The following is a 21,090-nucleotide window of genomic DNA, read 5'->3' as shown; positions in this document are numbered from 1 at the left end:
TCCACATGACGCAACAGGGAACCGACGTGAGCTGGGCGCTCCGCGACCTGACGGAGAGCATCCAGGAGATCCGCTTCGCCCTCGTGGCATCGAGTGACGGCAAGGCCATCACCTCCTACGGTGCCGACGACCCCGACGACGTGGACCGCTTCGCGGCGGTGGTCGCGGGCCTGCAGGCGCTTGCCCAGCCGGTGGCCGAGCAGTTCCCCCAGTACGCGGGGCAGCTGCGGCTGGCGATGATCGAGGTCGACGGCGGCCACCTGTTCGTGGTGCGGGCCGGCGTGGAGACGTACCTCGGAGTACTTGCCAAGGAAGGCCTCGACCAGGGTCTTCTCGGTCACCAGATGAGGGATCTGGCCCGCAGGATGGGTGAGCTCCTCGGCACCACTCCGCGCCTGGAGGAGCACTCTGGATGAGTGCTCCCCGTCGGCCCACGGACCCGTCCGGTCTCGAGCGCTACTACGTCCTCACCGGTGGCCGCAGCGGACCGGGCGGTTCGGCGTCGAGTCTTGACGTGGCGACCCTCATCGTCTCCCGCGCCGCCCCCGCTCCGGGCATGCAGCACGAGCACGAGGACATCATCCGGCGCTGCCGCGATCCGCTGTCGGTGGCCGAACTCGGCGCCCACCTCGGATTGCCCTTCAACATTCTCGCGGTGCTCCTGGCCGATCTGCTGGACGCAGGCGGCGTCGAAGCCCGTAATCCCATCCCGGCGTCCGGCGCCGGCAGCGGGCCCGACCTCGCGCTCCTTGAGGAGGTACTCAGTGGACTTCAAAGGCTTTGACCATCCCGACCGGCAGACGGCCGGGGGCACCCGCTCGGTGAAGGTGATGATCGCCGGCGGCTTCGGCACCGGAAAGACCACCATGGTGCGCTCGGTCAGCGACATCAAGCCGCTCACCACCGAAGAGACACTGACGCAGGCCAGCGTGGGCGTCGACAACCTGATCGGGGTGGCGGACAAGCAGGAGACCACCGTCAGCCTCGACTTCGGCAAGATCGGCATCAACGACGAGCTGGTGCTCTACCTGTTCGGGACGCCGGGGCAGGAGCGGTTCTGGTTCCTGTGGAACGGTCTGTTCAAGGGCGCCCTCGGTGCCGTGGTCCTGGTGGACACCCGGCGGCTGGCCTCCAGCTTCCGGGCCATCGAGGAGATGGAGCGGCAGAACGTGCCCTTCGTCATCGCCCTGAATGTCTTCCCCGACTCCCAGGAACATCCGATCGAAGAGATCCGCGACGCCCTGGACATCTCCCCGCACACCCCGATCGTGGCCTGCGACGCGCGCGACCGGGGATCCAGCCGAGACGTACTCATCGCGCTGATACGTCACCTCAAGGAACGCTCTGCCGTCGCTCTGGAGCCCCGATGAACGATCAGCCCTTAAACGGTCCCGACGCGCCCCGCGGCTGCCCCGTCGCGCACGGCGGCGCGGGCGACCTCACCCGGCTGTACGGGCCGGAGGCGGCGCTCGACCCGCACGGCATCTACGTGCGGCTGCGCAAGGAGCACGGTGCCGTCGCTCCCATACTGCTGGAGGGCGACGTTCCCGCCTGGCTGGTCCTCGGCTACCGCGAGAACCGGCGGGTGCTCGACAACCCCCGCCAGTTCAGCAGGGATTCGCGTATCTGGCGGGACTGGAAGGAAGGGCGCGTCGACAACGCCTCCCCGCTGATGCAGATGGTGGGATGGCGCCCCGACTGCGTGTCGCAGGACGGCGAGCCGCACCGCAGGCTGCGCGGCGCGGTCACCGACAATCTGCAGGCCATGGCGGGGCGCGGCATCCGCCGTCATGTCACGCACTTCGCGAACAAGCAGATCGACGCGTTCGCGGAGGCGGGGAGCGCGGATCTGGTGGCGGAGTACGCCGAGTACCTTCCGATGCTCGTCCTGACCAGGGTCTTCGGGCTTGCCGAGGGCGAGGGTCGCAACCTGGCCATGTCCTGTGCCCATGTGATCAAGGGTGGCGAGGACGCGCTCATCCACAACGGCCGCATCATGGCGATCCTCGGGGAACTCGCCGAGCGCAAGCGCCTCGAGCCCGGCTCCGACTTCACCTCCGGACTGCTGGAGCACCACGCCGACCTCGACGACGACGAGATCCTCAATCATCTGCGCCTGGTGCTGATCACCGCGCACACCACCACCAGCAATCTGCTGGCCCGGGTGCTGCAGCTGATCCTCACCGACACCTCCCGGCTCGCCGGGCTCGTGAGCGGACAGCTGAACATCTCGGCCGTCGTCGAGGAGGTCATGTGGAACACCCCGCCGCTGGCCGTCCTTCCGGGGCGTTTCGCCACCGCGGACCTCGAACTCGGCGGCCTGCACATCAAGGAGGGCGATCTGCTGGTCCTCGGGCTCACCGCGGGCAATCTCGACCCGGAGATCCGGCCCGACGCGGGTGTCTCCCTGGACGGCAACCAGTCGCACCTCGCGTTCAGCGGGGGCCCGCACGAGTGCCCCGGCCAGAACATCGGGCAGGCCATCATCGAGACGGCCGTCGACGTCCTGCTGCACCGGCTGCCGGGACTGCGCCTGGCCGTGTCGCCGGACGAGCTCACCTCGACCGCCTCCACCTGGGAGGCGCGTCTCGACTCCCTGCCGGTCGAGTTCGCGGCGCAGACCGCCGGGGTGTGAGCGCAGGGGGAGCCACGACGCGCGTGGCTCCCCGTGAGCGTTGCGGGCGACAGCGGACGCTGCCGGGCTGCCCGGGGACCCTCGCTGCGGCAATCGGGCAGTAAGCACACAGGCCCGGCCCGAATGCCGTACCGGGCAGAGGCGGCGGGATAGGTTCGTATCAGGCCTGGCCCGCCGCATCGTCCGCTGGCGAGCCCGGCAGGCGGCTGACGGCAGCCAAGCCGCCGTGTGGTGTCGGCACCGGTCGGCTCGGAGCCGGCTGGCGGGTCCGGCGGGAGGTCGTGCGGCTGGACGACGATCGACGACTCGGACCTGGCGTGCGTACCGACGGAAGGGGACTCCTCATGGGCCTGATCGGATCGATCGGCCTGATCCTGCATCCCAGACGCAACCCGGGGCCGGTCATCGAATCGGTCGTTGAATGGGCCCGTAAGAGCCAGACCGAGGTGTTGGGGCTGCCGGACGAGGTGGGCCGTATCGACTGCAGCGCCGTGTCCGTGCCGGCGCAGGCCCTCGTCGCCCGGGCCGGACTGGTCGTGAGCCTCGGCGGTGACGGAACCATGCTCCGCGCCATGCGACTGCTCTTTGGCACCGCCACCCCCGTACTCGGCGTCAACCTGGGCCGGTTGGGCTTCCTCGCCGAGATCGACGTCGACGACCTGCCCATGGCGCTGGACAGAGTCGACCAGGGCCACTACAACACCGAGCCCCGCATGGCCGTACGGACCCGCCTCCCGGACGGGCGCGAGGTCCGCGCGTTCAACGACATCGCTCTCGTACGTGTACCCGGTAGCGGACTTGCCGCCATCGCGATCCGCCTCCAGGGCAACGAGTTCATCCGATACGCAGCCGACGCGGTCGTCGTCGCCACGTCGACCGGATCAACGGCGTACAGCTTCGCCGCGGGCGGCCCCATCATGTCGCCCAGAGTCGAGGCCATCCTCGTCGTCCCCGCCAGCGCCCACTCGTCGTTCGACAGAGCGCTCGTCCTGCCGGCGGACGAGGATGTCACACTCGAACTGCTCCCTACGACAGGGCGTCTTGCCGTCGAGGTCGACGGTGAAGTGGTCGGCTACCTCAACGCGGACGACCGGATCACGGTGACGGCGTCTCCCGCGGCGGCTCAAGTGGTACGCCTCGGCGGCACGACCTTCTACCAGCGGGCGCGCAGAAAGCTCGGCATCAAAGGCAGTGTGGAAGCGGGCCACCAAGCTTCCGACGGCACGTCTGCGCAGTGAACGCTGCGGGCGGCGACGGAAGCCGACCTGCCCAACGTGCTGCTCACGGCTTCCAGAGCGCGGCGCGAATCCTGATCAGAGCGGCCGCACCGAGGGAAGCCGCTTGGCGGTACTGAGCCGACGTCAGCCCTTGTGGCCCGCCCCCGTCAGCGCCGCCCGTTCCCTCGCGGCGCGGACCGCCGCGGACAGCGTGGCGATGTCGTAGGCGCCGTGATGGCGGCGGCCGTTGACGAAGAACGTCGGTGTGCCCGACACACCGCTGAGATCGGCGGACTCCACATCCGCGGCGATCCGGGCGGCACCCGCGCCGGCTCGGAGGTCACTGCGGAAGCGGTCGACATCGAGACCGATCTCCTCGGCGTAGCGGAGCAGATCCTTGGGCCGCAGATCCCCCTGATGCTCCAGCAGCAGATCGTGCATCTCCCAGTAGCCGCCCTGGCGGGCCGCGGCCTCGGCGGCCTCCGCGGCCAGCTGGGCGTTGGGGTGCACATCGATCAGCGGCAGATGCCGCCACACGTAGCGCACGTCGCCGAAGTCCGCGAGCAGCTCGCGCACCACGGGCTCGGCCAGCCCGCAGTAGGGGCACTCGAAGTCCCCGTACTCCACGAGCGTCACAGGCGCGTGCAGGGGGCCGCGTACATGGTCGCGGTCCACGTCGACGGGGTCACTGAGATCGATGATGGCCTCGCCTGTGCCGAGGAGGGCCCGGGCACGGGAACGCCGGGGAAGGGCGCCGATCACCCGGGTGACCAGCCAGGTCAGGAGGAACGAGCAGACCGCGGCGGCAAGGATGCCGATCTTCGCCTCTTCCAGTCGGGCACCCTCGAAAGCGAGTGTGGCGATCAGCAGGGACACGGTGAAACCCACCCCGGCAAGGGTGCCGCCCGCGGTGATGGCACCCCAGCCGACCGGAGGGTGAAGGCGTCCTCGACCGGCGCGCGTCGTGAGCCAGGTCGCGCCGATAATGCCGAGCGGTTTGCCGAGCACGAAGCCGAGGAGAACGCCGAGGGTGATCGGCGAGGTGAAGGCGTGGGCCAACTGGTTGCCGCTGATGGTGATGCCGGCGTTGGCGAGCGCGAACAGTGGCACGATCACGTAACTCGTCCATGGGTGGTACATCCGCTGGAGCCGCTCATTGAGTGAGAGCGTCGAGGCGATCCCGCGGCGTACGGTCCGCTCGAGTTCCGGGGTCGGCTGCTCGCGGAAGCGTTTGAACAGCCTGCTGGCGTGTTCCAGGTCGAGGCGCTCCGCCGGGCGCGCGTAGGTCAGCATGCCCATCCCGAGGCCGGTCACGACCGGGTCCACACCCGACTTCATGAGCGCCACCCAGACCGCCACGCCCAGCACTCCGTACAAGGCGGGGATCCGCGCTCCGATGGTGCGCCGCACCACCAGGACGAACGCGAAGAGGCCGAGCGCCGTCAGCAGTGCGGGCAGGGCGATCGATCCGCTGTAGGCGACGGCGATGACGGCCAGGGCCAGGAAGTCGTCGACGACGGCGACGGTGAGGATGAAGACCCGAAGGCCGGAGGGCAGCCTTGCCCCGAAGACGGCCAGCATGCCCAGCGCGAAGGCCGTGTCCGTCGACATGGCGGCGCCCCAGCCGTGGACGGAGTCTTCACCCGCGTTGACGGCCAGGTAGATCGCGACGGGGACGAGCATGCCGCTGAGCCCGGCAAGCAGCGGCAGGGTGACCCGTCGCCGCTCTCGCAGCTCGCCCATGTCGAACTCACGGCGTGCCTCCAGGCCGACGACGAAGAAGAACAGCGCCATCAGGCCGCTGTTCACCCACTCGCGCAGATCCAGGGAAACCCCGCCCGATCCGATGCGCACCGACAGATCGGTGCTCCAGAACGTCTCATATGAGCTGGGTCCGATGTTGGCCCAAGCGAGCGCCGCCAGCGCGGCACCGAGCAGCACCGCGGCACTGCCGGTCTCGGTGTGCAGGAACGCCCGCACAGGACTGCGAGCATCCTTGCCGCACAGGGTCTGTTCCGACAGGGGCGAGCTCTCAGGTGGCACAGTCACTCCCTGATTCTCGCTCCGCGAGTGATCCGCTTCTCGGCGAAGTGCTGGTGCGACACGGCCGCGTCCTTGCGCCGGTCAACACCGTCGGCTCGCACTGTATGCGCGGAGAAGGGGCGGGCTGGGACGAGGAGCGGAAGGGCCGGATGGCGGCTGTGCTCCGGGGTCAGCCGTTCTCGCGGGCGGCGGCGCGGCGCTGTCGTTTGCCGAGGGGCGCCTGGGAGAGGTCCTCGGCCTGGGACCTGAGGTTCTTGTAGCCGTAGCCCCGCTGGGTCAGCCACGCTTCGGCGGCCGTTTCGGCGCGTTCGGTCGCCTCCAGGATGTCCTCCTCGCTCTCTCCCGAGTCCAGGAACCGGAAGGTGAAGGCGGATCGGGCGGCAAGGTCGTAGCTGAGGTGTCCCTCGGGGGTGAAGGCGGCGCGTAGTACGTCGTGCTCCGTCGCACGGGCCAGGAGTTCGGCGCGTTGGTCGGTGCTGAGTGCGTCGAAGATGCCGCGGACGGTGATGCGGAATGTGCGAGTGGTCATCGCCCCACCCTAGGCAGTGGGATCGGTGCGGTTCCATCGAGTTTTGTGCAGCTCACGGCCGGTCTGGTGCGTCCGCGGCGTCAGCCTGCCGCGGGACCCGGGACCTGCAGAGAGCTTCGCCTGCCGCACTGCCAGGCGGGAATGCGACGACCAAGGCCGCTGTTACAAGACACAGAACTGACATGCGCGAGTCAAAATCGCGTGTGTGGGCGGAAGGAGGACCTCATGGCACGCAACAGTGCGCGTCCCGTCGTCACGCTGAAGTCGACGGCCGGGACCGGCGTCACCTATGTGACGCGCAAGAACCGTCTGAACGACCCCGACCGGCTCGTCCTGCGCAAGTACGACCCGGTGGCCGGCGAGCACGTCCCGTTCCGCGAGGAACGCTGAACCGAGCCCGGCGCCACCGGGCGGACAGCCACAGAGAAGGAAACCGCATGAGGCCCCGTATCCACCCCGTATCCCGGCCGGTCGTCTTCCGCGACCACGCCGCAGGCGCAGCGTTTCTGACTCGTTCGACCGCGCAGTCGGCCAGGACGGTCGAGTGGGAGGACGGCAACACCTACCCGGTCATCGATGTCGAGATCTCGTCGGCGAGCCATCCGTTCTACACCGGGGCCTCGCGGGTCGTGGACACCGCCGGCCGTGTGGAGCGCTTCGAGCGGCGTTATGGCCGTGTGGCATCGGCGCGGCGCTGACCGCGGGCCGGTGCTCAGCAGGAGGAGAGCAGAGTGATGAAGGTGCGCAAGTCCTTGCGTTCGCTGAAGTCCAAGCCCGGGGCCCAGGTGGTCCGTCGGCGGGGCGTGGTCTTCGTCGTCAACAAGAAGAACCCGCGGTTCAAGGCCCGCCAGGGCTGACACTCCCTCGGGGAGATGACGGCCGGCCCGGTCCTCGCACGGCGCGAGAACCGGGCCGGCCGCCTCCACCGTGTCCCGCTTCTATGCATACGTGGAGGCGAGTTGGTCGCCCGTCATCATCAGCGGGCGCCAGGCCGTGGCCAGGTCGGCGTTTCTGCCCGGCGGGAGCATCCGGCCGGGCAGAAACGGTCGGTCACACCGCGAGCAGATCGTCCAGCGAGCCCTTGCCCGCCAACTCGGCGGTGACAGCCGGGCCTTCCTTCGCGGCGGCGTACCGGCCCGAGGTCAGCGCCCACTCGTAGTTGCCGTTGATCCAGTGCTGGATCGCCTCCACGCCCATTCGCACCTGGACGCGCTGCTCGGCGGTCAGACCGAGCTCCTCGCACATCTCCGGTACCCGGGCTTCGAGTTCGAGGTACTCGACGAGGCAGTCCGTGGTCATCCGGTACGCGTCCGCGGCGGCCTGCTCCCAGGTGCAGGCGCGTTCTCGGTGCAGTACGGCGATCAGGTTGTGGCCGTCTCCTCGGCGCTTCTCGCGCTCGAAGGAGTGGATGTCGTTCATGAACCCGATGGTGTCCGCGGCCAGGTCCCGCATGCGGACCATCAGCGGATGTGCCTGCACCTGCGGCGGCACCTCGAAGCCACGGCTGCGCTCACCGGCGTCGATGCTGTGGTGGATGCCCACCGTGCGGCGCCGGAACTCGGCGTACTCCTCCAGGCCGAGAGTGCCCGCGAGGCCCCGGGCCGCCAGGTCGACCTCCTCGGTGTGCGCCACGAGGAAGCGGCCCCAGGAGGCCGCGAACCGCGTGCGCCAGGTCAGCGACATGCCGTCCGAGAGATGTCCCCAGACCTCCGCCCAGGCCACGGTGATCGGGCAGACCGCTCGGGGCGGAGTTCCGGCGGGCCGCAGCGGGGTGGCTATCAACTCCCGTGCGACCTCCGCTATGCGGTCCGCGCGGTCGGGCCTCTGGCTGTCGAACTGGTCGTCGAACAGGAAGGCCAGGGAGAACCAGTTCATCAGGACGACCATGTCGTCGGCCGAGGCGTGGGGGTAGGTTCGGGCCGCCGCCTGGGGGAGGTCCCAGGACTGGTACTCCTCGAACCCGGCCTGGCTGCGTACCAGTCCCATGTCCCACACCCAGCGCAGGTGGCGCTCTCGGGCGTACTCCAGGTGTTCGCTGACCGGGGTCTTGAAGGGGAGGTCGAACCTGACGTCCTGCGGCATTCGCGTCCTCTCTAGAGACGATTCACAGGCCCCCGCCCCTGCGAGCGGGCGATCGGAATTGACGCCCGCTGACTCGAACTGCTCTGAATGAGTCGCCAGTTGATGACTCAAAAGTGCGCTTCGAGACTGCCCAGAGCCTAAACGATCTATGGTGTGAGATCTGCAACGCGTGATGCGGGTGTGAACTCGCTCAACTCGCCCTGCCGCAGGTGGAGTCAGGCGTCGGGCGCCCCGTACACGCGCTCACCGCCCACATAGGTGAGCGCGACCTTCGTCTCGGCGATCGCCTCCGGCGGTCCGGCGTACGGGTCGCGGTCCAGCACGACGAGATCCGCCAGCGCCCCCTCCCGGACGCTTCCGGTGTCGTCGAGATGGTTCGCGTACGCCGATCCCGCGGTGTACGCCGTCAGCGCGGCGGTGAGGCCGATGCGCTCGGCGGGCAGGAACACCGGACCCGACTCACCCGGCTCCACACGGTTGACCGCGACATGGATGCCCTGGAGCGGGTCCGGGCTGCTGACGGGCCAGTCGCTGCCCGCCGCGAGCCTCGCCCCGGAGCGCAGGAGCGCGCCGAACGGGTACTGCCAGGCGGCGCGTTCGGGCCCGAGGAAGGGGATGGTCAGCTCGTCCATCTGCGGCTCGTGTGCGGCCCACAGCGGCTGGATGTTGGCCGTGGCGCCGAGGCGCGCGAAACGGGGCACGTCGTCGGGGTGCACGACCTGGAGGTGGGCCAGGTGCGGACGCGTGTCGCTCGGCCCGTTCGCCTCGCGTGCCGCCTCGACGGCGTCCAGGGCGTCGCGTACGGCCCGGTCGCCCAGCGCGTGGAAGTGGCACTGGAATCCGAGCGCGTCCAACTCGGTGACGTACGCGGGCAGGTGGGACGGGTCGATGAAGCTCTTGCCCCGGTTGGCGGTGGCGCAGCCGCACTTGTCCAGATAGGGGTCGAGCAAGGAGGCGGTGCCGTTCTCGGCGACCCCGTCGAGCATCAGCTTGACGCTGGTCGCCTGGAACCGGCCGTGGCTCGACGCGGCCCGCCGCTCGACGAGTTCGGGGATCTGCTCGGCCCCGCGCTCGCGGTCCCACCACAGGGCGCCGACCACACGCGCGGTCAGTGAACCGTCCCGGGCCGCCGCCCGATAGGCCTCCGACGGATCGTCCATGCCCAGGAACGCGCCGACGAGCGCGTCCTGCCAGGCGGTGATACCGAGCGCGTGCAGATGCCGCTGGGCGTGCAGCAGCGCGGCGAGCCGGTCCGCCGGGGTGGCCTCGGGCGTGATCCGGCCGACGTACTGCATGGCTCCTTCCTGGAGCATGCCGGTGGGCTCGCCCGACGCGTCCCGCTCGAACCGCCCGTCGGCCGGGTCGGGCGTGTCCCGTGTGACGCCCGCGAGCTCCAGGGCGCGGCTGTTGACCCAGGCGCCGTGATGATCCCGGTTGGGCAGATACACCGGCCGGTCCGGTACGACCGCGTCCAGCAGCTCCTTGGCCGGCGTACCGCCCTCGAAGGCCTCCATGGACCAGCCGCCGCCCGTGATCCACTCCCGGTCGGGGTGCGCGTCGGCGTACGCGCGGACGGCGGCGACGGTGTCCTCGGCCGTCTTCGCCCCGGTCAGGTCGCACTGGGTGAGCTCCAGGCCCGCCGGCACCGGGTGGACGTGCGCGTCCTGGAAGCCGGGCAGGAGCAGCCGTCCGGCCAGGTCGACCACTTCGGTCCGGGGGCCGATCAGGTCGTGGACCTCGGCGTTCCCGACGGCGGTGATCCGGTCGCCGGTGACGGCGACGGCCGTCGCGGTGCGGCCCTCGGGCGTGAGGACCGGGCCGCCGGTGAAGAGGAGGTCTGCGTGCATGTTCTGTTTCCTTAGTTGGGTGTGGCCAGCAACTGGGGCGCGTCGGCGTCGGTGCCATGTCCCGTAAGGAAGTACGGGGACTTGCGGACCCACTTCGCCCACGCGGCGGCCACAAAACCGGAGACGATCATCAAAGCGGGTGTGAGCAGCAGGAACCACCCGTTGTCCGCGCTGACTTCGAAGTGGTCCGTGGAGGTGTAGAAGGACCAGGCGAGGTAGCCGCCCAGCGCGAGCAGCGACGCGGCGCTCAAAGAGGGGAGGACCACGGCCCGTATCCCCTGCCGCCAGTCCTCGCGCAGCAGCCCCCGGAAGCGGGCGGCGGCCGCGAGGCCGGTGAGCGCGTAGGAGAGGGCCACGACGATCCCGACCGCGTTGACCGTCGCCATGATCATGTCGGCGAGCCGGGGGATCACCAGGGCGAGCGCGGCCACGGCCGTCGCCAGCGCGCCGATCAGCAGCGTCCCGGTCGCCGGAGTCCCGTACCGGGCGCTGACCTTCGACCACACGGGCCCGAGCGTACGGTCCCGGCTCATCGCGAACATCCCGCGAGCCGTCGGGATCACCCCGGCCTGGAGCGAGGCGACGGCCGAGAACATCAGGGCCACCAGCGGCAGCGCGGCCAGCGGCTGGGAGGCCAGCCGGTCGCCGAAGAACGCCAGCCCCTGGGCGCCGTGCCCGGCCAACTCCTCTTCGGAGAGCACGCGTTGGAAGGCGATGGAGCCGAGCAGGAACAGCCCCAGCATCGTCACCAGCGTGATGGTCCCGGCCCGCGAGGCGTCCCGCGGATCGCGCACCTCCTCGTTCACGGTGAACGCCGCCTCGAAGCCCCAGTAACAGAACACCGACAGCAGCAGCCCCTGCGCGAGCGCCGACGCCGAGGGGATCGCGAACGGGTCGAACCAGCTCGGGCTGAAGGGGTGCGGGCCGGTGACGATGCCGTATCCGCAAAAGCCCAGCAGGACGACGTACTCGAAGACCAGCAATCCGCTCTGCAGCCGCGCGGCGGTCTTGACGCCGGTGATCGCGGTGAGCGTGACGCCGACGAGGACCAGGATGCCCACCGCGGTGGTCTGGGCGGTGGAGCCCGGATCGAGCGCGAGACCCGCCACCCGGTGCAGCCCGGCCTCACCGGCGAGCTGGAGCATCGCCGAACCGGTCACGGCCGTGGTGTACGCGAGGAACGCCACCGTGGCCACGATGCTCACCCAGCCGACCAGGAAACCGAGCCAGGGGGTGAGCGAACGGCCCACCCACACATAGCCGTTGCCCGCGTTCGGCTCGACCCGGTTGAGCCGGGAGTAGGCGCCCGCGATCCCGAGGATCGGCAGGAAGGCCAGCAGCATGATCGCGGGCAGATGCAGCCCGACCACCCCGGCCGTCACCCCGATCCCGATGCCGATGCTGGTGGTCGCCGCCGTGCTCGACGCGGCGATCGCGACGCCGTCGACGACACCGAGGGTCTTGCGCAGGGACGGGGGATCCACACCGTACGGCTGCTGCGTCATGGCCTGCTCCGATCGCACCCGGGGCCTGATTCCGGCCCGATGACCGGAAATGAAACTGCCCGGAGCCTTAACAGGTCAACGCTGTTGACATAAGGTGCCCGCACCGGAGGGAGAGCCCCATGACGTCCACGAACGACCGAGTCGTCCCGCCCGCCGCCCGGCGGCGCAGGCGCCCCACCAAGTCGGGCGTCGTGCTCTCGGAGGAGCTGATCGTCGAGACGGCGCTGCGGCTGCTCAAGGAGCACGGCGCCGACGCCCTCACCGTCCGCCGCCTCGGCCTCGCCCTCGGCGCCGATCCCAGCGCCCTGTACCGGTACTTCCGCGACACAGACGACCTGCTGCTCGCCATCGCCGACGAACTCATCGGCCGTACGCTGCGCGCCTGGCACCCCACCGGGGAGTGGCGCGCCGACCTGCGGGACCTGGGCCTGCGGGTGCACTCCGGATCCCTCGCCCATCCGCAGGCCGCGGTGCTCAGCTCCTACCGTGTGACGGGCAGGGTCCACGAGATCGAGGCCGTGGAGGCGATCCTCGGCGTGCTCCGCGGCGCGGGCTTCCCCGATCCCGACGCCGTACGGATCTACCACGCGTTCGTCGACCAGGCGCTGTCGTTCGCGGCCCTCGACGCGGCGGGCCTCGCCCTCCCACGGGCCGCGCGCGAGGCGGAGGCGGGCGTGTGGCGGACGACGTACGCCCGGCTGCCCGCCGACACCCACCCGCACATCGCGGCGACGGCCCGCCATCTGGTGGTCGACATGCGGCGCAGCGGGTATCCCGTGGCGCTCGACATGCTGCTGACCGCGGCGGCGGCCCGTCTGGAGGAAATCACCGCGCAGCAGAACGCCCGCCCGTCACACTGAGGACCGCCCGGCCGTCAACTCTGTACAACATCCCGACAGGAGGCTGCCCGCAGATGACCTCACCCGCCCGCACCCCGAAGCAGCGCAAGCAGGACACGCTCAACCGGCTGGAGAACGACGAAGACGTCTGGGTGTCCACGGCCGACGGCGACGGGGGAGCGCCGTATCTGATCCCGCTGTCCTTCCTCTGGGACGGCACCGCCCTGCTGCTCGCCACCCCGGCCGCCAGTCCGACCGGGCGGAACCTGCGGACGACCGGGAGGACGCGCCTGGGTATCGGCCCGACCCGTGACGTAGTCATGATCGAGGGCACCGTGCGGACGCTGGAACCCGCCGAGCTGCCCGACGGAGTCGGCGACGCCTTCGCGAAGAAGACCGGCTTCGACCCACGTCAACTCACCACCGCCTACCTCTACTTCAGCGTCACCCCGCAGCGCGTGCAGGCCTGGCGCGAGGCCAACGAGCTCTCCGGACGGGACCTCATGCGCGACGGCGAGTGGCTCGTGGCCGACTGAATTCGCCGGACGGAGTACCCGGCGTTCGGGCTGAGCGTTTTCCTCGTGACGTACCGCCTCCCAGGTCTGCTGGAAGGCGAGTCCGGTCAGGAACGTCCGCGCGCCGGAATCCGCTCGTGCTCCGGCACCGGGCCCGGCGCGGTCCCGTCGCCGAACGGCCGGCCGCCGAGCCGCTCGCGGTGATGAGGCGTCCGCCAGCCGGACAGGTCCGGCCCGAGGGGAACGATGCCGGTCGGGTTGATCCCCGTGTGGACCTGGTAGTAGTGCCGCTTGATGTGGTCGAAGTCGACGGTGTCACCGAATCCGGGCGTCTGGTAGAGGTCGCGGGCGTACGCCCACAGCACCGGGTTCTCCGCCAGTTTCCAGCGGTTGCACTTGAAGTGGCCGTGATAGACGGCGTCGAAACGGACGAGCGTGGTGAACAGCCGGATGTCCGCCTCGGTGATCGTGTCGCCCACGAGGTAGCGGCGGTCCGCGAGACGCCCGGCCAGCAGCTCCAGACGCCGGAAGACCCCCGCACAGGCCTCCGTGTACTCCTCCTGCCCCGTCGCGAAGCCCGCCCGGTACACGCCGTTGTTGACGTCCGCGTAGACGTCCGCCATGACCGCGTCGATCTCGTCGCGCAGCGGTGCCGGGTAGAGGTCGGGCGCCCCGGCCCGGTGCTGCGCCGTCCACTCGGTGGCGAAGTCGAGCGTGATCCGCTGGTAGTCGTTGGTGACGAGCTCGCCGCTGGGCACGTCCACGATCGCCGGGACGCTGACGCCGCCGGGGTAGTCCGGCTCCCGCGCGTCGTACGCCTCGCTGAGAAAGCGGATGCCGAGGACGGGATCGCGCCCGCCCGGGTCCAGGGTGAACCGCCAGCTCCGGTCGTCCTGGATCGGATCGGTGATGGCCAGCGACAGGGCGTCCTCCAGGCCGAGGAGCCGCCGCGAGATCACCGCGCGGCTCGCCCAGGGGCAGGCGCGGCTGACGACCAGCCGGTAGCGCCCCGCCTCCACCGGCCAGCCGTCCCGGCCGTCCGCCGTGACGCGGTCGGCGAAGTGACTCTTGGACCGCTTGAACGACTTCATTCCGTAGTCGGCGTTTTCCCCGCCCTCGCTCATGACGCACGCCTCCCTCTCTTTGTGTGCCCTGATACGGGTGCCCCGGGGAACGTCCCCGATTCCCGCCCGCGCCACGGTGTGGGGCGGACGGACCTGGGAAACCGGCAGGTGTGGGCAGTGACTCGGCGGACCGCCGGCCCGACCGGTCGGACCGCAAGACCCGCGTCACCGTGCTGGTGGCACTGGGTGCCAATCTGCTGATCGCCGTGGCCAAGGCGGTGGGCGGCCTGATCGCGGGCTCGCCCGCGCTCCTCTCGGAGGCGGCGCACTCCGTGGCCGACAGCATGAACGAGGTCTTCCTGCTCGCCGCGCTGCGCCGCAGCCGCCGCCCCGCCGACCGTCGGCATCCTTTCGGCTACGGCAGGGAGCGGTTCTTCTGGTCGCTGCTCGCGGCCGTCGGCATTTTCGTGATGGGCGGCTGCTTCTCCTTCTTCCAGGGTTTCGAGGCCCTCAGGAACGGCGCCAACGAGTCGTTCGACGGTTATGTCGCGGGGTTCGTGGTCCTTGGAGTGGCGCTGCTGGCCGAGGGCGGCTCCCTGCTGCGGGCGCTCCATCAGGTGCACCGGCAGGGTGGCGCGGGCGGTATGCGGGATCCCGCGCTGCGCACGGTCATCGCCGAGGACGGCACGGCGGTCCTTGGCGTGACCCTCGCGATCGCCGGCATGGCGCTGCACATGGTCACGGGTCAGGTTGTGTGGGAGGCCTCCGCCTCCCTCGCCATCGGGGTGCTGCTCGTGTTCGTCGCCTACTGGCTGGGCCGTGACGCGCGCGAGCAGCTCATCGGGCGGGCCGTCGACGAGGAGCAGAGCGGCAGGATCCGCGCCCTGCTGGAGGCGCAGCCCGAGATCGACAGCGTGGAGGCGCTGCTCACCATGGAGCTCGGCCTCGACTCGACCCTGGTGGCCGCGCGGATCGACCTCGTCCCCGGGCTCGACAGCGAGGAGGTGGAGGACGTCGCCGTCCGCATCAAACGCTCCGTCGCCCACACCATTCCGGCGGCCGAGCAGATCTTCCTCGACGTGACCGACGCGCGGACGACGCGGGCGGCCGTGCCGGGGGACGCGGCAGCGGTAAGCCCCGCCGCGACGGGGGAGCGCGGCGGGGCCTGAGGCTCGGATGCCCGGTGGGTGGCGGATCATGCATGCCGGATTCCCGGAATTTTCGGCGGCCCCGGCCGGGAGTCCGCCCGAAGGGCCCCACCGTCCTCACGCCGTGAGATACGCCTGCGGCCGTTCGCCACGATCGCCCTGGTCGCGGTCGTCGTCGGACAGGTGATGAACTTCCTGCTCACCTGGCTCGCACCGGGCGGCGACCCCAGCGACGGCGAGTCGTACGACAAGGTCGCCGGTAACCGGGGCGCCTTCTGGACGCTCTACGCCTACGGAGGCGTGGGCATCGCCGTGTTCACGGTCGGTCTGGCGGTCGCCGTCTGCGTCCTGGTGCGCGAACGCGGTGCCCTACTCGCCAGGATCGGCGCGGTGGTGGCGGTGCTCTCGGGGGTGTTCCTCGCCGCCGGGCTCGCTGCGATCGCCGCCGTCTACTCGTACGCGACCGACACGGCGGCCCTGAACGAAACGGCCGGACAAAGCTTCGTGCACTACGTCAATGACCACGACGGCCCTTTGATGGGCCTGGTGGCCCCTGGCGCACTGGCCACCATCGTGGCGACGCTGTTCATCACCGTGGCCCTGCTGCGCTCGCGCGTGCTCCCCTGGTGGATCTCGGTGCTGTTTTTCGTCGGCGGCCCGCTGGGCTTCGTCTTCTCGTCGGGGACGTCGGGCGCGGTGGCGGCGCTGCCGGGTGCGGTGTCGGCGATTTTGATCGCCGGGTACGCGTGGCGGCGCACAGCCGCCTGACCAGGGGGAGTGGCCCGTACCGGCGCGGGGGGCCGGTGCGGGCCACCGCCATGCCCGCGCGCCGGTCAGTCGGTCGGTTCCAGCACGAAGACGGGGATCTCCCGGTCGGTCTTCTTCTGGTAGTCGGCGTACGGGGGATACGCGGCGACCGCGCGCTCCCACCACTCGGCCTTCTGCTCGCCGGTGATCTCACGGGCCTTCAGCTCGTGGACGACGGGGCCGTCCTGGAGTTTCACGTGCGGATCGGACTTGAGGTTGTGGTACCAGACCGGGTGCTTGGGGGCACCGCCCAGCGAGGCGACCACCGCGTAGCGTCCGTCGTGCTCCACGCGCATCAGCGGAGTCTTGCGGATCTTGCCGCTCTTGGCGCCGCGGGTCGTGAGGATGATGACGGGGAGGCCCGTGTCCATCAGTGTCGTCCCCTTGGTGCCACCGGAACTCTCGTACAGCTCCACCTGGTCCCGCACCCACTGCGTCGGGCTGGGTTCGTACTCGCCCTCAAGAGGCATGACTTCCGTCCCATCGTCGCGTCGTACTGGTTGTGTCTCGGCACGATTCAACACCAGCACAGGCGCAAATCAACCGCACCGTTCACAGCGGGGCGGCCCCATGTCCTTGGCCATCGGTCACGCGTCGGCGACGCGTGACCGATGGCCAAGGAGTAGCTGCGCCGGATGGAGGAGCCCGGCGCCGACACCTGACCGCTCAGCCCCAGGTGGCCCCCGCGGGCTCCTTGATCGTCGCGTTGAGGCGGTTGAAGAAGTTGGTCGTCGCGATCCAGAGAATGAGCGCGGCGACCTGCTGCTCGTCGTAGTGGTCGGCGACCTCGTCCCACAACTCGTCCGGCACCGCGTCGCCGGAACGGTCGTTCAGCCGGGTCATCGCCTCGGCCAGCGCCAGCGCGGCCCGCTCGGCGTCCGAGTAGTACGGCGCCTCGCGCCAGGCCGCGACGGACCACAGGCGCTCGTCCGTCAGGCCCGCCTTCTGCCCGCCCCGCCCACCGGCGTCGACGCAGGCGCTGCACCCGTTGATCTGGCTGGCCCGCAGATGGACGAGCTCCAGGGTCTGCTGGGGGACACCGCCCTTGCCGGTGGCCTTGTACAACCCCTGGATGGCCTCCATGGCGCCAGGAAGGATCATGGCCGGGTTCTTCATCCGTGCCTGCATGACGTGCTCCTCAAGAGATTCGCGGCGTTTTCTGCGCTGTCACTGCACTGACGGAGCCCGGCGGGGAAATGTGACAGGACCGATCAACGTCACGCGGATCGACGTCATGCCGATCGATGTCATTGCGGGGCCGCGAGCATCCGTACCGCCAGCACCATGATCACGACGCTCGACGCCAGCGCGGTCACCAGCCGCCCCTGGCGCCCCGTCAGGGTGCGGCCGAGCACCGCACCACCCCCGGCGAGCAGGAGTTGCCAGCTTGCGGACGCGGCGAAGGCGCCGAGGACGAACACCCCCTGCTCCAGGGGGCGCACCGCCTCCGCCGTACGGCTGCCGAGCACGAGTGCGGCGAAGTAGATGACGGTGGTGGGGTTCAGCAGGGTGATCCCCAGTAAGGCCAGATAGGCGTGCGCCGGGCGCACCGGGTCTTTTCCGGACCGGGTGGCGAGCCGTCGCTCGCGGTACTGGCGGAGTGCGACGACCGCGCCGCGTACCGCCAGGGCGGCCAGCGCGAGGCCCGAAGCCCAGCGCAGCGGTACCAGTACCGGCTGCAGCGCGGCCGCGAGCGCGGAACCCCCGAGCGCGGCGACCAGGGCGTACAGCCCGTCGGCGGTGGCGACGCCGAGCGCGGCGCACACGCCGGTCCGCAGGGAGGTACGGGCAGTGAGGGAGACGAGGTAGGTCGCGACCGCTCCGACGGGCATGGCGATGCCATAGCCCGCGAGAAGCCCCGCGACGAGCGCGGCGGTCACGACCGGGGAAGCATGGGCCTTCGCGGTCGGCCGGACTGCTGCTGGACCCGCACCGGACGAGCGGCGGCGGACATCAGCGGCAGGAAGGCTTCGACTGTGGACATGGGCAGATCCTGGGACCACCGGATCTGCCCACGCAAGCGAATTACTGGGGAGCTACCCTGGAAGAGATCAAGCCACGTGTGCACCACCTGGGCGACGAGACACGTGGGAAACCCGAGGAACTCGGCGGCGGTCCCCCACGCTTCGGCCAGATCGCGCGTCCGGCGCATCTGGCCGAACTTCGCGTGGCCGTGTAGGTGCCCCGGGCATCTAATGATGATCGGCAAGAGGGAACCAGCGCTTGCGAGGTCACCATGACAGAGCCCCTCACGACTGAAACCCCCACGACGGAACCGATTGCCTTCCCCCAGGACCGTACGTGTCCTTACCACCCGCCCACCGCCTACGACCCGTTGCGCGAGGCGCGCCCGCTCTCGCGGATCTCCCTGTTCGACGGGCGCGCCGTGTGGGTGGTCACCGGCCACGCCACGGCCCGTGAACTCCTCTCCGACCCACGCCTGTCGTCGGACCGCACCCTGCCCGCGTTCCCGGCGCCCACGGAGAGGTTCGCGGCGGTCCGCAACCGCCGCGTCGCGCTGCTCGGACTCGACGACCCCGAGCACAACACCCAGCGCCGCATGCTGGTCCCCAGCTTCACTGTCAAACGCGTCGCTACGCTGCGCCCGCGCATCCAGGAGACGGTCGACCGGCTCCTCGGCCGGATGGCGGCGCAGGGCCCGCCGGCCGACCTGGTGAACGCCTTCGCGCTGCCCCTGCCCTCCATGGTGATCTGCGCCCTGCTCGGCGTCCCGTACGCCGACCACGACTTCTTCGAGGAGCAGTCCCGCAGACTGCTGCGCGGCCCCGCAACGACCGACGTCGAGAACGCGCGCGACCGGCTGGACGCGTACTTCGGCTCGTTGATCGACCGCAAGCAGCGGGAGCCGGGCGACGGACTCCTCGACGAGCTCATCCACGATCAGCTGCGCGAGGGCGCGGTGGACCGCGAGGAGCTGATCTCGCTGGCGACGATCCTGCTCGTCGCCGGGCACGAGACGACGGCGAACATGATCTCGCTCGGTACGTTCACCCTGCTGAGGCATCCGGAGCAGCTGGCCGAACTGCGGGCCGCGCCGACGCTGATGCCCGCCGCCGTCGAGGAGCTGCTGCGCTTTCTCTCCATCGCGGACGGACTGCTGCGGGTCGCCACCGAGGACATCGAGGTGGCCGGGAAGACGATCCGCGCCGACGAGGGGGTGGTCTTCTCCACCTCCGTCATCAACCGCGACGCGCACACCTTCCCCGAACCGGACGCCCTGGACTGGCACCGCTCGGCCCGCCACCACGTCGCGTTCGGCTTCGGTATTCACCAGTGCCTCGGCCAGAACCTGGCCCGGGCCGAGCTGGAGATCGCGCTGCTGTCCCTCTTCGACCGGTTCCCGGGGCTGCGGCTCGACGCACCGGTGGACGACATCCCCTTCAAACCCGGAGACACGATCCAGGGAATGCTGGAACTCCCTGTGACCTGGTAAGAGGCTGCGGACATGAGTATCGACATCTCCATCGACAAGGACGTCTGCATCGGCGCGGGCCAGTGCGCCCTCACCGCCCCGGGCGTCTTCACCCAGGACGACGACGGATTCAGCGAGCTGCTGCCGGGCCGCGAGGACGGCGGCGGCGACCCGATGGTGCGGGAGGCGGCGCGGGCCTGCCCGGTCGGCGCCATCACGGTCTTTGAAGCGTGAAGGTCACGTGGCGTTGACTGCCAAGTCGAGCCGGCGCGAGCCCGACGGAGTCGGCCCTAGCGCCGGGCTTCCATCAGCGTCCGCGCCGCCTCCCGCGCCTGCTCGGCGGGCTCTGTGCTCCGTGTGATGCCCGCGGTGACCATGGCGCCCTCGGCGAGCAGATACAGCTGGTCGGTGAGGGGCCCGGGAAGCCCGGCGTCGGTCACGAGGCCGCCCAGATAGTTTCTGAACGCCTGCTTGTGGGCGTGGACTTGGGCGGCCACGCGCGGTGAGGTGGCGCCGAGTTCGCCGTACGAGTTGATCCAGGCGCACCCGCGGAAGCCGGGCTCGCCGAACCACTGCCGCAGCCAGTCGAACACCGCCAGAATCCGCCGCCCGGGTTCGTCGTGCCGCTCGACGTGCTCGGCCAGCCGCTGCCGCCAGCGGAGGTCGCGGCGCTCCAAGTACGCCTCCACCAGCTGCTCCTTGGCGGGGAACAGCTGGTAGAGGCGCTTGAGCGAGACGCCCGAGGCGCCGCGGATGTCGTCCATGCCGACGGTCTGGATGCCGCGGCCGTAGAACAACTCCTCCGCGGCGTCCAGCGCCTGCTCCCGGGCGAGTGCCAGTGCCTGTTCGCGGGCGACTGCGCTGTCCATGTAGGGGCCACTCCTTGACGAGAGAACGATCGTTCTCTACGTTAGCAGCCATCGGGGAGAACGATCGTTCTCTCCTTCTCAGGCTAGGGAGACACCATGACCGACCGCCCGCCCCTCCCGCCCTTCACCCGTGAAACCGCAGCCCAGAAGGTCCAGGCCGCTGAGGACGCGTGGAATACCCGCGACCCCCACAAGGTCTCGCTCGCCTACTCCGAGGACTCGGTCTGGCGCAACCGCGACACCTTCGTGACCGGGCGCGCGCAGATCGTGGAGCTCCTGACGGCCAAGTGGGGGCGCGAGCGGGAGTACGCCCTGCGCAAGGACTTGTGGGCCTTCGACGGCAATCGCATCGCCGTCCGCTTCCAGTACGAGTCCCGCGACGCCGACGGCCAGTGGTGGCGCTCGTACGGCAATGAGCTGTGGGAGTTCGACGAGCACGGGCTGATGACCCGACGCGAGGCGAGCATCAACGACGTGCGGATCGAGGAGAAGGAGCGCCGGATCCTCGGCCCGCGCCCGGATGCGGAACGCGGGGAGTCCTTCCCGGTTCACTAGGG

General features: G+C 70.1%; 25 protein-coding genes. 15 read left to right on the top strand and 10 right to left on the bottom strand.

The features are described from left to right. The first annotated feature begins 5 nt into the window (after positions 1-5). From ACZ4WS_RS00275 to ACZ4WS_RS00255, 5 genes are all read left to right on the top strand, one after another. Positions 6-416, top strand: a complete 411-nt coding sequence (locus ACZ4WS_RS00275; RefSeq protein ID WP_028798637.1) for a roadblock/LC7 domain-containing protein — start codon at positions 6-8, stop codon at positions 414-416. Then, the gene (locus ACZ4WS_RS00270) at positions 413-784 is read left to right on the top strand and encodes a DUF742 domain-containing protein (protein WP_467975804.1); all 372 of its coding nucleotides are present in this window, start codon (positions 413-415) and stop codon (positions 782-784) included. The genes ACZ4WS_RS00275 and ACZ4WS_RS00270 overlap by 4 nt, the downstream gene beginning before the upstream one ends. Next, on the top strand, positions 765-1,370 hold the full coding sequence (locus ACZ4WS_RS00265) for a GTP-binding protein (RefSeq protein ID WP_467975802.1): 606 nt from the start codon (positions 765-767) through the stop codon (positions 1,368-1,370). The genes ACZ4WS_RS00270 and ACZ4WS_RS00265 overlap by 20 nt, the downstream gene beginning before the upstream one ends. Continuing rightward, positions 1,367-2,635, top strand: coding sequence for a cytochrome P450 (locus tag ACZ4WS_RS00260; RefSeq protein WP_467975801.1), 1,269 nt, complete (start codon positions 1,367-1,369; stop codon positions 2,633-2,635). The genes ACZ4WS_RS00265 and ACZ4WS_RS00260 overlap by 4 nt, the downstream gene beginning before the upstream one ends. 344 nt (positions 2,636-2,979) lie before the next feature. After that, positions 2,980-3,873, top strand: a complete 894-nt coding sequence (locus ACZ4WS_RS00255; RefSeq protein WP_467975799.1) for an NAD(+)/NADH kinase — start codon at positions 2,980-2,982, stop codon at positions 3,871-3,873. A 123-nt stretch (positions 3,874-3,996) separates the two neighbouring features. On the opposite strand, the gene nhaA is transcribed toward ACZ4WS_RS00255, so the two are convergent. Both nhaA and ACZ4WS_RS00245 read right to left on the bottom strand, forming a co-directional pair. Then, positions 3,997-5,901 (bottom strand): Na+/H+ antiporter NhaA, encoded by a 1,905-nt coding sequence (gene nhaA, locus ACZ4WS_RS00250; RefSeq protein ID WP_467975797.1) that lies wholly within the window; start codon positions 5,899-5,901, stop codon positions 3,997-3,999. Between the two features lie 163 nt (positions 5,902-6,064). Then, complete coding sequence (locus ACZ4WS_RS00245; RefSeq protein ID WP_467975796.1) at positions 6,065-6,424, bottom strand: DUF6204 family protein; 360 nt, start codon at positions 6,422-6,424, stop codon at positions 6,065-6,067. A gap of 225 nt (positions 6,425-6,649) precedes the next feature. On the opposite strand from ACZ4WS_RS00245, the gene rpmG reads away from it, so the two are divergent. Genes rpmG through ykgO form a run of 3 tightly spaced genes read left to right on the top strand, consistent with a single transcriptional unit; the run spans position 6,650 to position 7,281 of the window. After that, positions 6,650-6,814, top strand: coding sequence for a 50S ribosomal protein L33 (gene rpmG, locus ACZ4WS_RS00240; protein WP_467975794.1), 165 nt, complete (start codon positions 6,650-6,652; stop codon positions 6,812-6,814). 47 nt (positions 6,815-6,861) lie between these two features. Further along, entirely contained in the window at positions 6,862-7,122 is a 261-nt protein-coding gene (locus ACZ4WS_RS00235; protein WP_467975793.1) for a type B 50S ribosomal protein L31, read from the top strand. A 36-nt stretch (positions 7,123-7,158) separates the two neighbouring features. Next, complete coding sequence (gene ykgO, locus ACZ4WS_RS00230; protein ID WP_054244622.1) at positions 7,159-7,281, top strand: type B 50S ribosomal protein L36; 123 nt, start codon at positions 7,159-7,161, stop codon at positions 7,279-7,281. Positions 7,282-7,474: 193 nt separating this feature from the next. On the opposite strand, the gene ACZ4WS_RS00225 is transcribed toward ykgO, so the two are convergent. The 3 genes from ACZ4WS_RS00225 to ACZ4WS_RS00215 all read right to left on the bottom strand — a co-directional run bounded on the left by ACZ4WS_RS00225 (position 7,475) and on the right by ACZ4WS_RS00215 (position 11,858). Then, positions 7,475-8,506, bottom strand: coding sequence for a 7-epi-alpha-eudesmol synthase (locus tag ACZ4WS_RS00225; RefSeq protein WP_467975791.1), 1,032 nt, complete (start codon positions 8,504-8,506; stop codon positions 7,475-7,477). A 215-nt stretch (positions 8,507-8,721) separates the two neighbouring features. Then, positions 8,722-10,353, bottom strand: a complete 1,632-nt coding sequence (locus tag ACZ4WS_RS00220; protein WP_467975790.1) for an amidohydrolase — start codon at positions 10,351-10,353, stop codon at positions 8,722-8,724. 11 nt (positions 10,354-10,364) lie between these two features. Beyond that, a complete protein-coding gene (locus ACZ4WS_RS00215) occupies positions 10,365-11,858 on the bottom strand; it encodes an APC family permease (RefSeq protein WP_467975789.1) in 1,494 nt (497 codons plus the stop codon). A gap of 119 nt (positions 11,859-11,977) precedes the next feature. On the opposite strand from ACZ4WS_RS00215, the gene ACZ4WS_RS00210 reads away from it, so the two are divergent. Next, the gene (locus ACZ4WS_RS00210; protein WP_467975787.1) at positions 11,978-12,718 is read left to right on the top strand and encodes a TetR/AcrR family transcriptional regulator; all 741 of its coding nucleotides are present in this window, start codon (positions 11,978-11,980) and stop codon (positions 12,716-12,718) included. Between the two features lie 53 nt (positions 12,719-12,771). Continuing rightward, complete coding sequence (locus tag ACZ4WS_RS00205; RefSeq protein WP_467975785.1) at positions 12,772-13,233, top strand: pyridoxamine 5'-phosphate oxidase family protein; 462 nt, start codon at positions 12,772-12,774, stop codon at positions 13,231-13,233. An 86-nt stretch (positions 13,234-13,319) separates the two neighbouring features. Here ACZ4WS_RS00205 and ACZ4WS_RS00200 read toward each other — a convergent pair whose 3' ends face one another. After that, positions 13,320-14,336, bottom strand: coding sequence for a glutathione S-transferase family protein (locus ACZ4WS_RS00200; protein WP_467975784.1), 1,017 nt, complete (start codon positions 14,334-14,336; stop codon positions 13,320-13,322). A gap of 110 nt (positions 14,337-14,446) precedes the next feature. Between ACZ4WS_RS00200 and ACZ4WS_RS00195 the strand changes: the two genes are divergently transcribed. Next, a complete protein-coding gene (locus tag ACZ4WS_RS00195) occupies positions 14,447-15,445 on the top strand; it encodes a cation diffusion facilitator family transporter (protein WP_467975782.1) in 999 nt (332 codons plus the stop codon). Between the two features lie 18 nt (positions 15,446-15,463). Beyond that, the gene (locus ACZ4WS_RS00190; protein ID WP_467975780.1) at positions 15,464-16,192 is read left to right on the top strand and encodes a DUF4386 family protein; all 729 of its coding nucleotides are present in this window, start codon (positions 15,464-15,466) and stop codon (positions 16,190-16,192) included. 65 nt (positions 16,193-16,257) lie between these two features. Here the strand turns inward: ACZ4WS_RS00190 and ACZ4WS_RS00185 are convergent, their stop codons facing one another. The 3 genes from ACZ4WS_RS00185 to ACZ4WS_RS00175 form a co-directional block, all read right to left on the bottom strand. Then, positions 16,258-16,701, bottom strand: a complete 444-nt coding sequence (locus ACZ4WS_RS00185) for a nitroreductase family deazaflavin-dependent oxidoreductase (RefSeq protein ID WP_467975779.1) — start codon at positions 16,699-16,701, stop codon at positions 16,258-16,260. A 196-nt stretch (positions 16,702-16,897) separates the two neighbouring features. After that, on the bottom strand, positions 16,898-17,359 hold the full coding sequence (locus tag ACZ4WS_RS00180) for a carboxymuconolactone decarboxylase family protein (RefSeq protein ID WP_467975777.1): 462 nt from the start codon (positions 17,357-17,359) through the stop codon (positions 16,898-16,900). Positions 17,360-17,478: 119 nt separating this feature from the next. Beyond that, positions 17,479-18,111, bottom strand: coding sequence for a LysE family transporter (locus ACZ4WS_RS00175; RefSeq protein ID WP_467975776.1), 633 nt, complete (start codon positions 18,109-18,111; stop codon positions 17,479-17,481). A 356-nt stretch (positions 18,112-18,467) separates the two neighbouring features. Between ACZ4WS_RS00175 and ACZ4WS_RS00170 the strand changes: the two genes are divergently transcribed. Both ACZ4WS_RS00170 and ACZ4WS_RS00165 read left to right on the top strand, forming a co-directional pair. Further along, positions 18,468-19,685: a cytochrome P450 gene (locus ACZ4WS_RS00170; protein ID WP_467975774.1), complete on the top strand. Its 1,218-nt coding sequence runs from the start codon at positions 18,468-18,470 to the stop codon at positions 19,683-19,685. Positions 19,686-19,703: 18 nt separating this feature from the next. Next, positions 19,704-19,898, top strand: coding sequence for a ferredoxin (locus ACZ4WS_RS00165; RefSeq protein ID WP_467977102.1), 195 nt, complete (start codon positions 19,704-19,706; stop codon positions 19,896-19,898). 56 nt (positions 19,899-19,954) lie between these two features. On the opposite strand, the gene ACZ4WS_RS00160 is transcribed toward ACZ4WS_RS00165, so the two are convergent. Beyond that, complete coding sequence (locus ACZ4WS_RS00160) at positions 19,955-20,533, bottom strand: TetR/AcrR family transcriptional regulator (protein WP_467975772.1); 579 nt, start codon at positions 20,531-20,533, stop codon at positions 19,955-19,957. 96 nt (positions 20,534-20,629) lie between these two features. On the opposite strand from ACZ4WS_RS00160, the gene ACZ4WS_RS00155 reads away from it, so the two are divergent. Continuing rightward, complete coding sequence (locus ACZ4WS_RS00155; protein ID WP_467975770.1) at positions 20,630-21,088, top strand: DUF1348 family protein; 459 nt, start codon at positions 20,630-20,632, stop codon at positions 21,086-21,088. Positions 21,089-21,090 lie beyond the last annotated feature (2 nt).

This window comes from Streptomyces sp. NPDC029292, from assembly GCF_055569295.1.
Note: the sequence above shows the minus strand (reverse complement) of the source record. Positions and strands in the feature narration are given on the sequence as shown.

Coding starts and splice junctions, on each gene's coding strand:
- ACZ4WS_RS00200 (WP_467975784.1), bottom strand. CDS start 14,336: ATGAGCGAGGGCGGGGAAAACGCCGACTACGGAATGAAGTCGTTCAAG.
- ACZ4WS_RS00205 (WP_467975785.1), top strand. CDS start 12,772: ATGACCTCACCCGCCCGCACCCCGAAGCAGCGCAAGCAGGACACGCTC.
- ACZ4WS_RS00275 (WP_028798637.1), top strand. CDS start 6: ATGACGCAACAGGGAACCGACGTGAGCTGGGCGCTCCGCGACCTGACG.
- ACZ4WS_RS00255 (WP_467975799.1), top strand. CDS start 2,980: ATGGGCCTGATCGGATCGATCGGCCTGATCCTGCATCCCAGACGCAAC.
- ACZ4WS_RS00210 (WP_467975787.1), top strand. CDS start 11,978: ATGACGTCCACGAACGACCGAGTCGTCCCGCCCGCCGCCCGGCGGCGC.
- ACZ4WS_RS00260 (WP_467975801.1), top strand. CDS start 1,367: ATGAACGATCAGCCCTTAAACGGTCCCGACGCGCCCCGCGGCTGCCCC.
- ACZ4WS_RS00180 (WP_467975777.1), bottom strand. CDS start 17,359: ATGCAGGCACGGATGAAGAACCCGGCCATGATCCTTCCTGGCGCCATG.
- ACZ4WS_RS00270 (WP_467975804.1), top strand. CDS start 413: ATGAGTGCTCCCCGTCGGCCCACGGACCCGTCCGGTCTCGAGCGCTAC.
- rpmG (WP_467975794.1), top strand. CDS start 6,650: ATGGCACGCAACAGTGCGCGTCCCGTCGTCACGCTGAAGTCGACGGCC.
- ykgO (WP_054244622.1), top strand. CDS start 7,159: ATGAAGGTGCGCAAGTCCTTGCGTTCGCTGAAGTCCAAGCCCGGGGCC.
- ACZ4WS_RS00220 (WP_467975790.1), bottom strand. CDS start 10,353: ATGCACGCAGACCTCCTCTTCACCGGCGGCCCGGTCCTCACGCCCGAG.
- ACZ4WS_RS00170 (WP_467975774.1), top strand. CDS start 18,468: ATGACAGAGCCCCTCACGACTGAAACCCCCACGACGGAACCGATTGCC.
- ACZ4WS_RS00185 (WP_467975779.1), bottom strand. CDS start 16,701: ATGCCTCTTGAGGGCGAGTACGAACCCAGCCCGACGCAGTGGGTGCGG.
- ACZ4WS_RS00215 (WP_467975789.1), bottom strand. CDS start 11,858: ATGACGCAGCAGCCGTACGGTGTGGATCCCCCGTCCCTGCGCAAGACC.
- ACZ4WS_RS00225 (WP_467975791.1), bottom strand. CDS start 8,506: ATGCCGCAGGACGTCAGGTTCGACCTCCCCTTCAAGACCCCGGTCAGC.
- ACZ4WS_RS00155 (WP_467975770.1), top strand. CDS start 20,630: ATGACCGACCGCCCGCCCCTCCCGCCCTTCACCCGTGAAACCGCAGCC.
- ACZ4WS_RS00245 (WP_467975796.1), bottom strand. CDS start 6,424: ATGACCACTCGCACATTCCGCATCACCGTCCGCGGCATCTTCGACGCA.
- ACZ4WS_RS00235 (WP_467975793.1), top strand. CDS start 6,862: ATGAGGCCCCGTATCCACCCCGTATCCCGGCCGGTCGTCTTCCGCGAC.
- ACZ4WS_RS00160 (WP_467975772.1), bottom strand. CDS start 20,533: ATGGACAGCGCAGTCGCCCGCGAACAGGCACTGGCACTCGCCCGGGAG.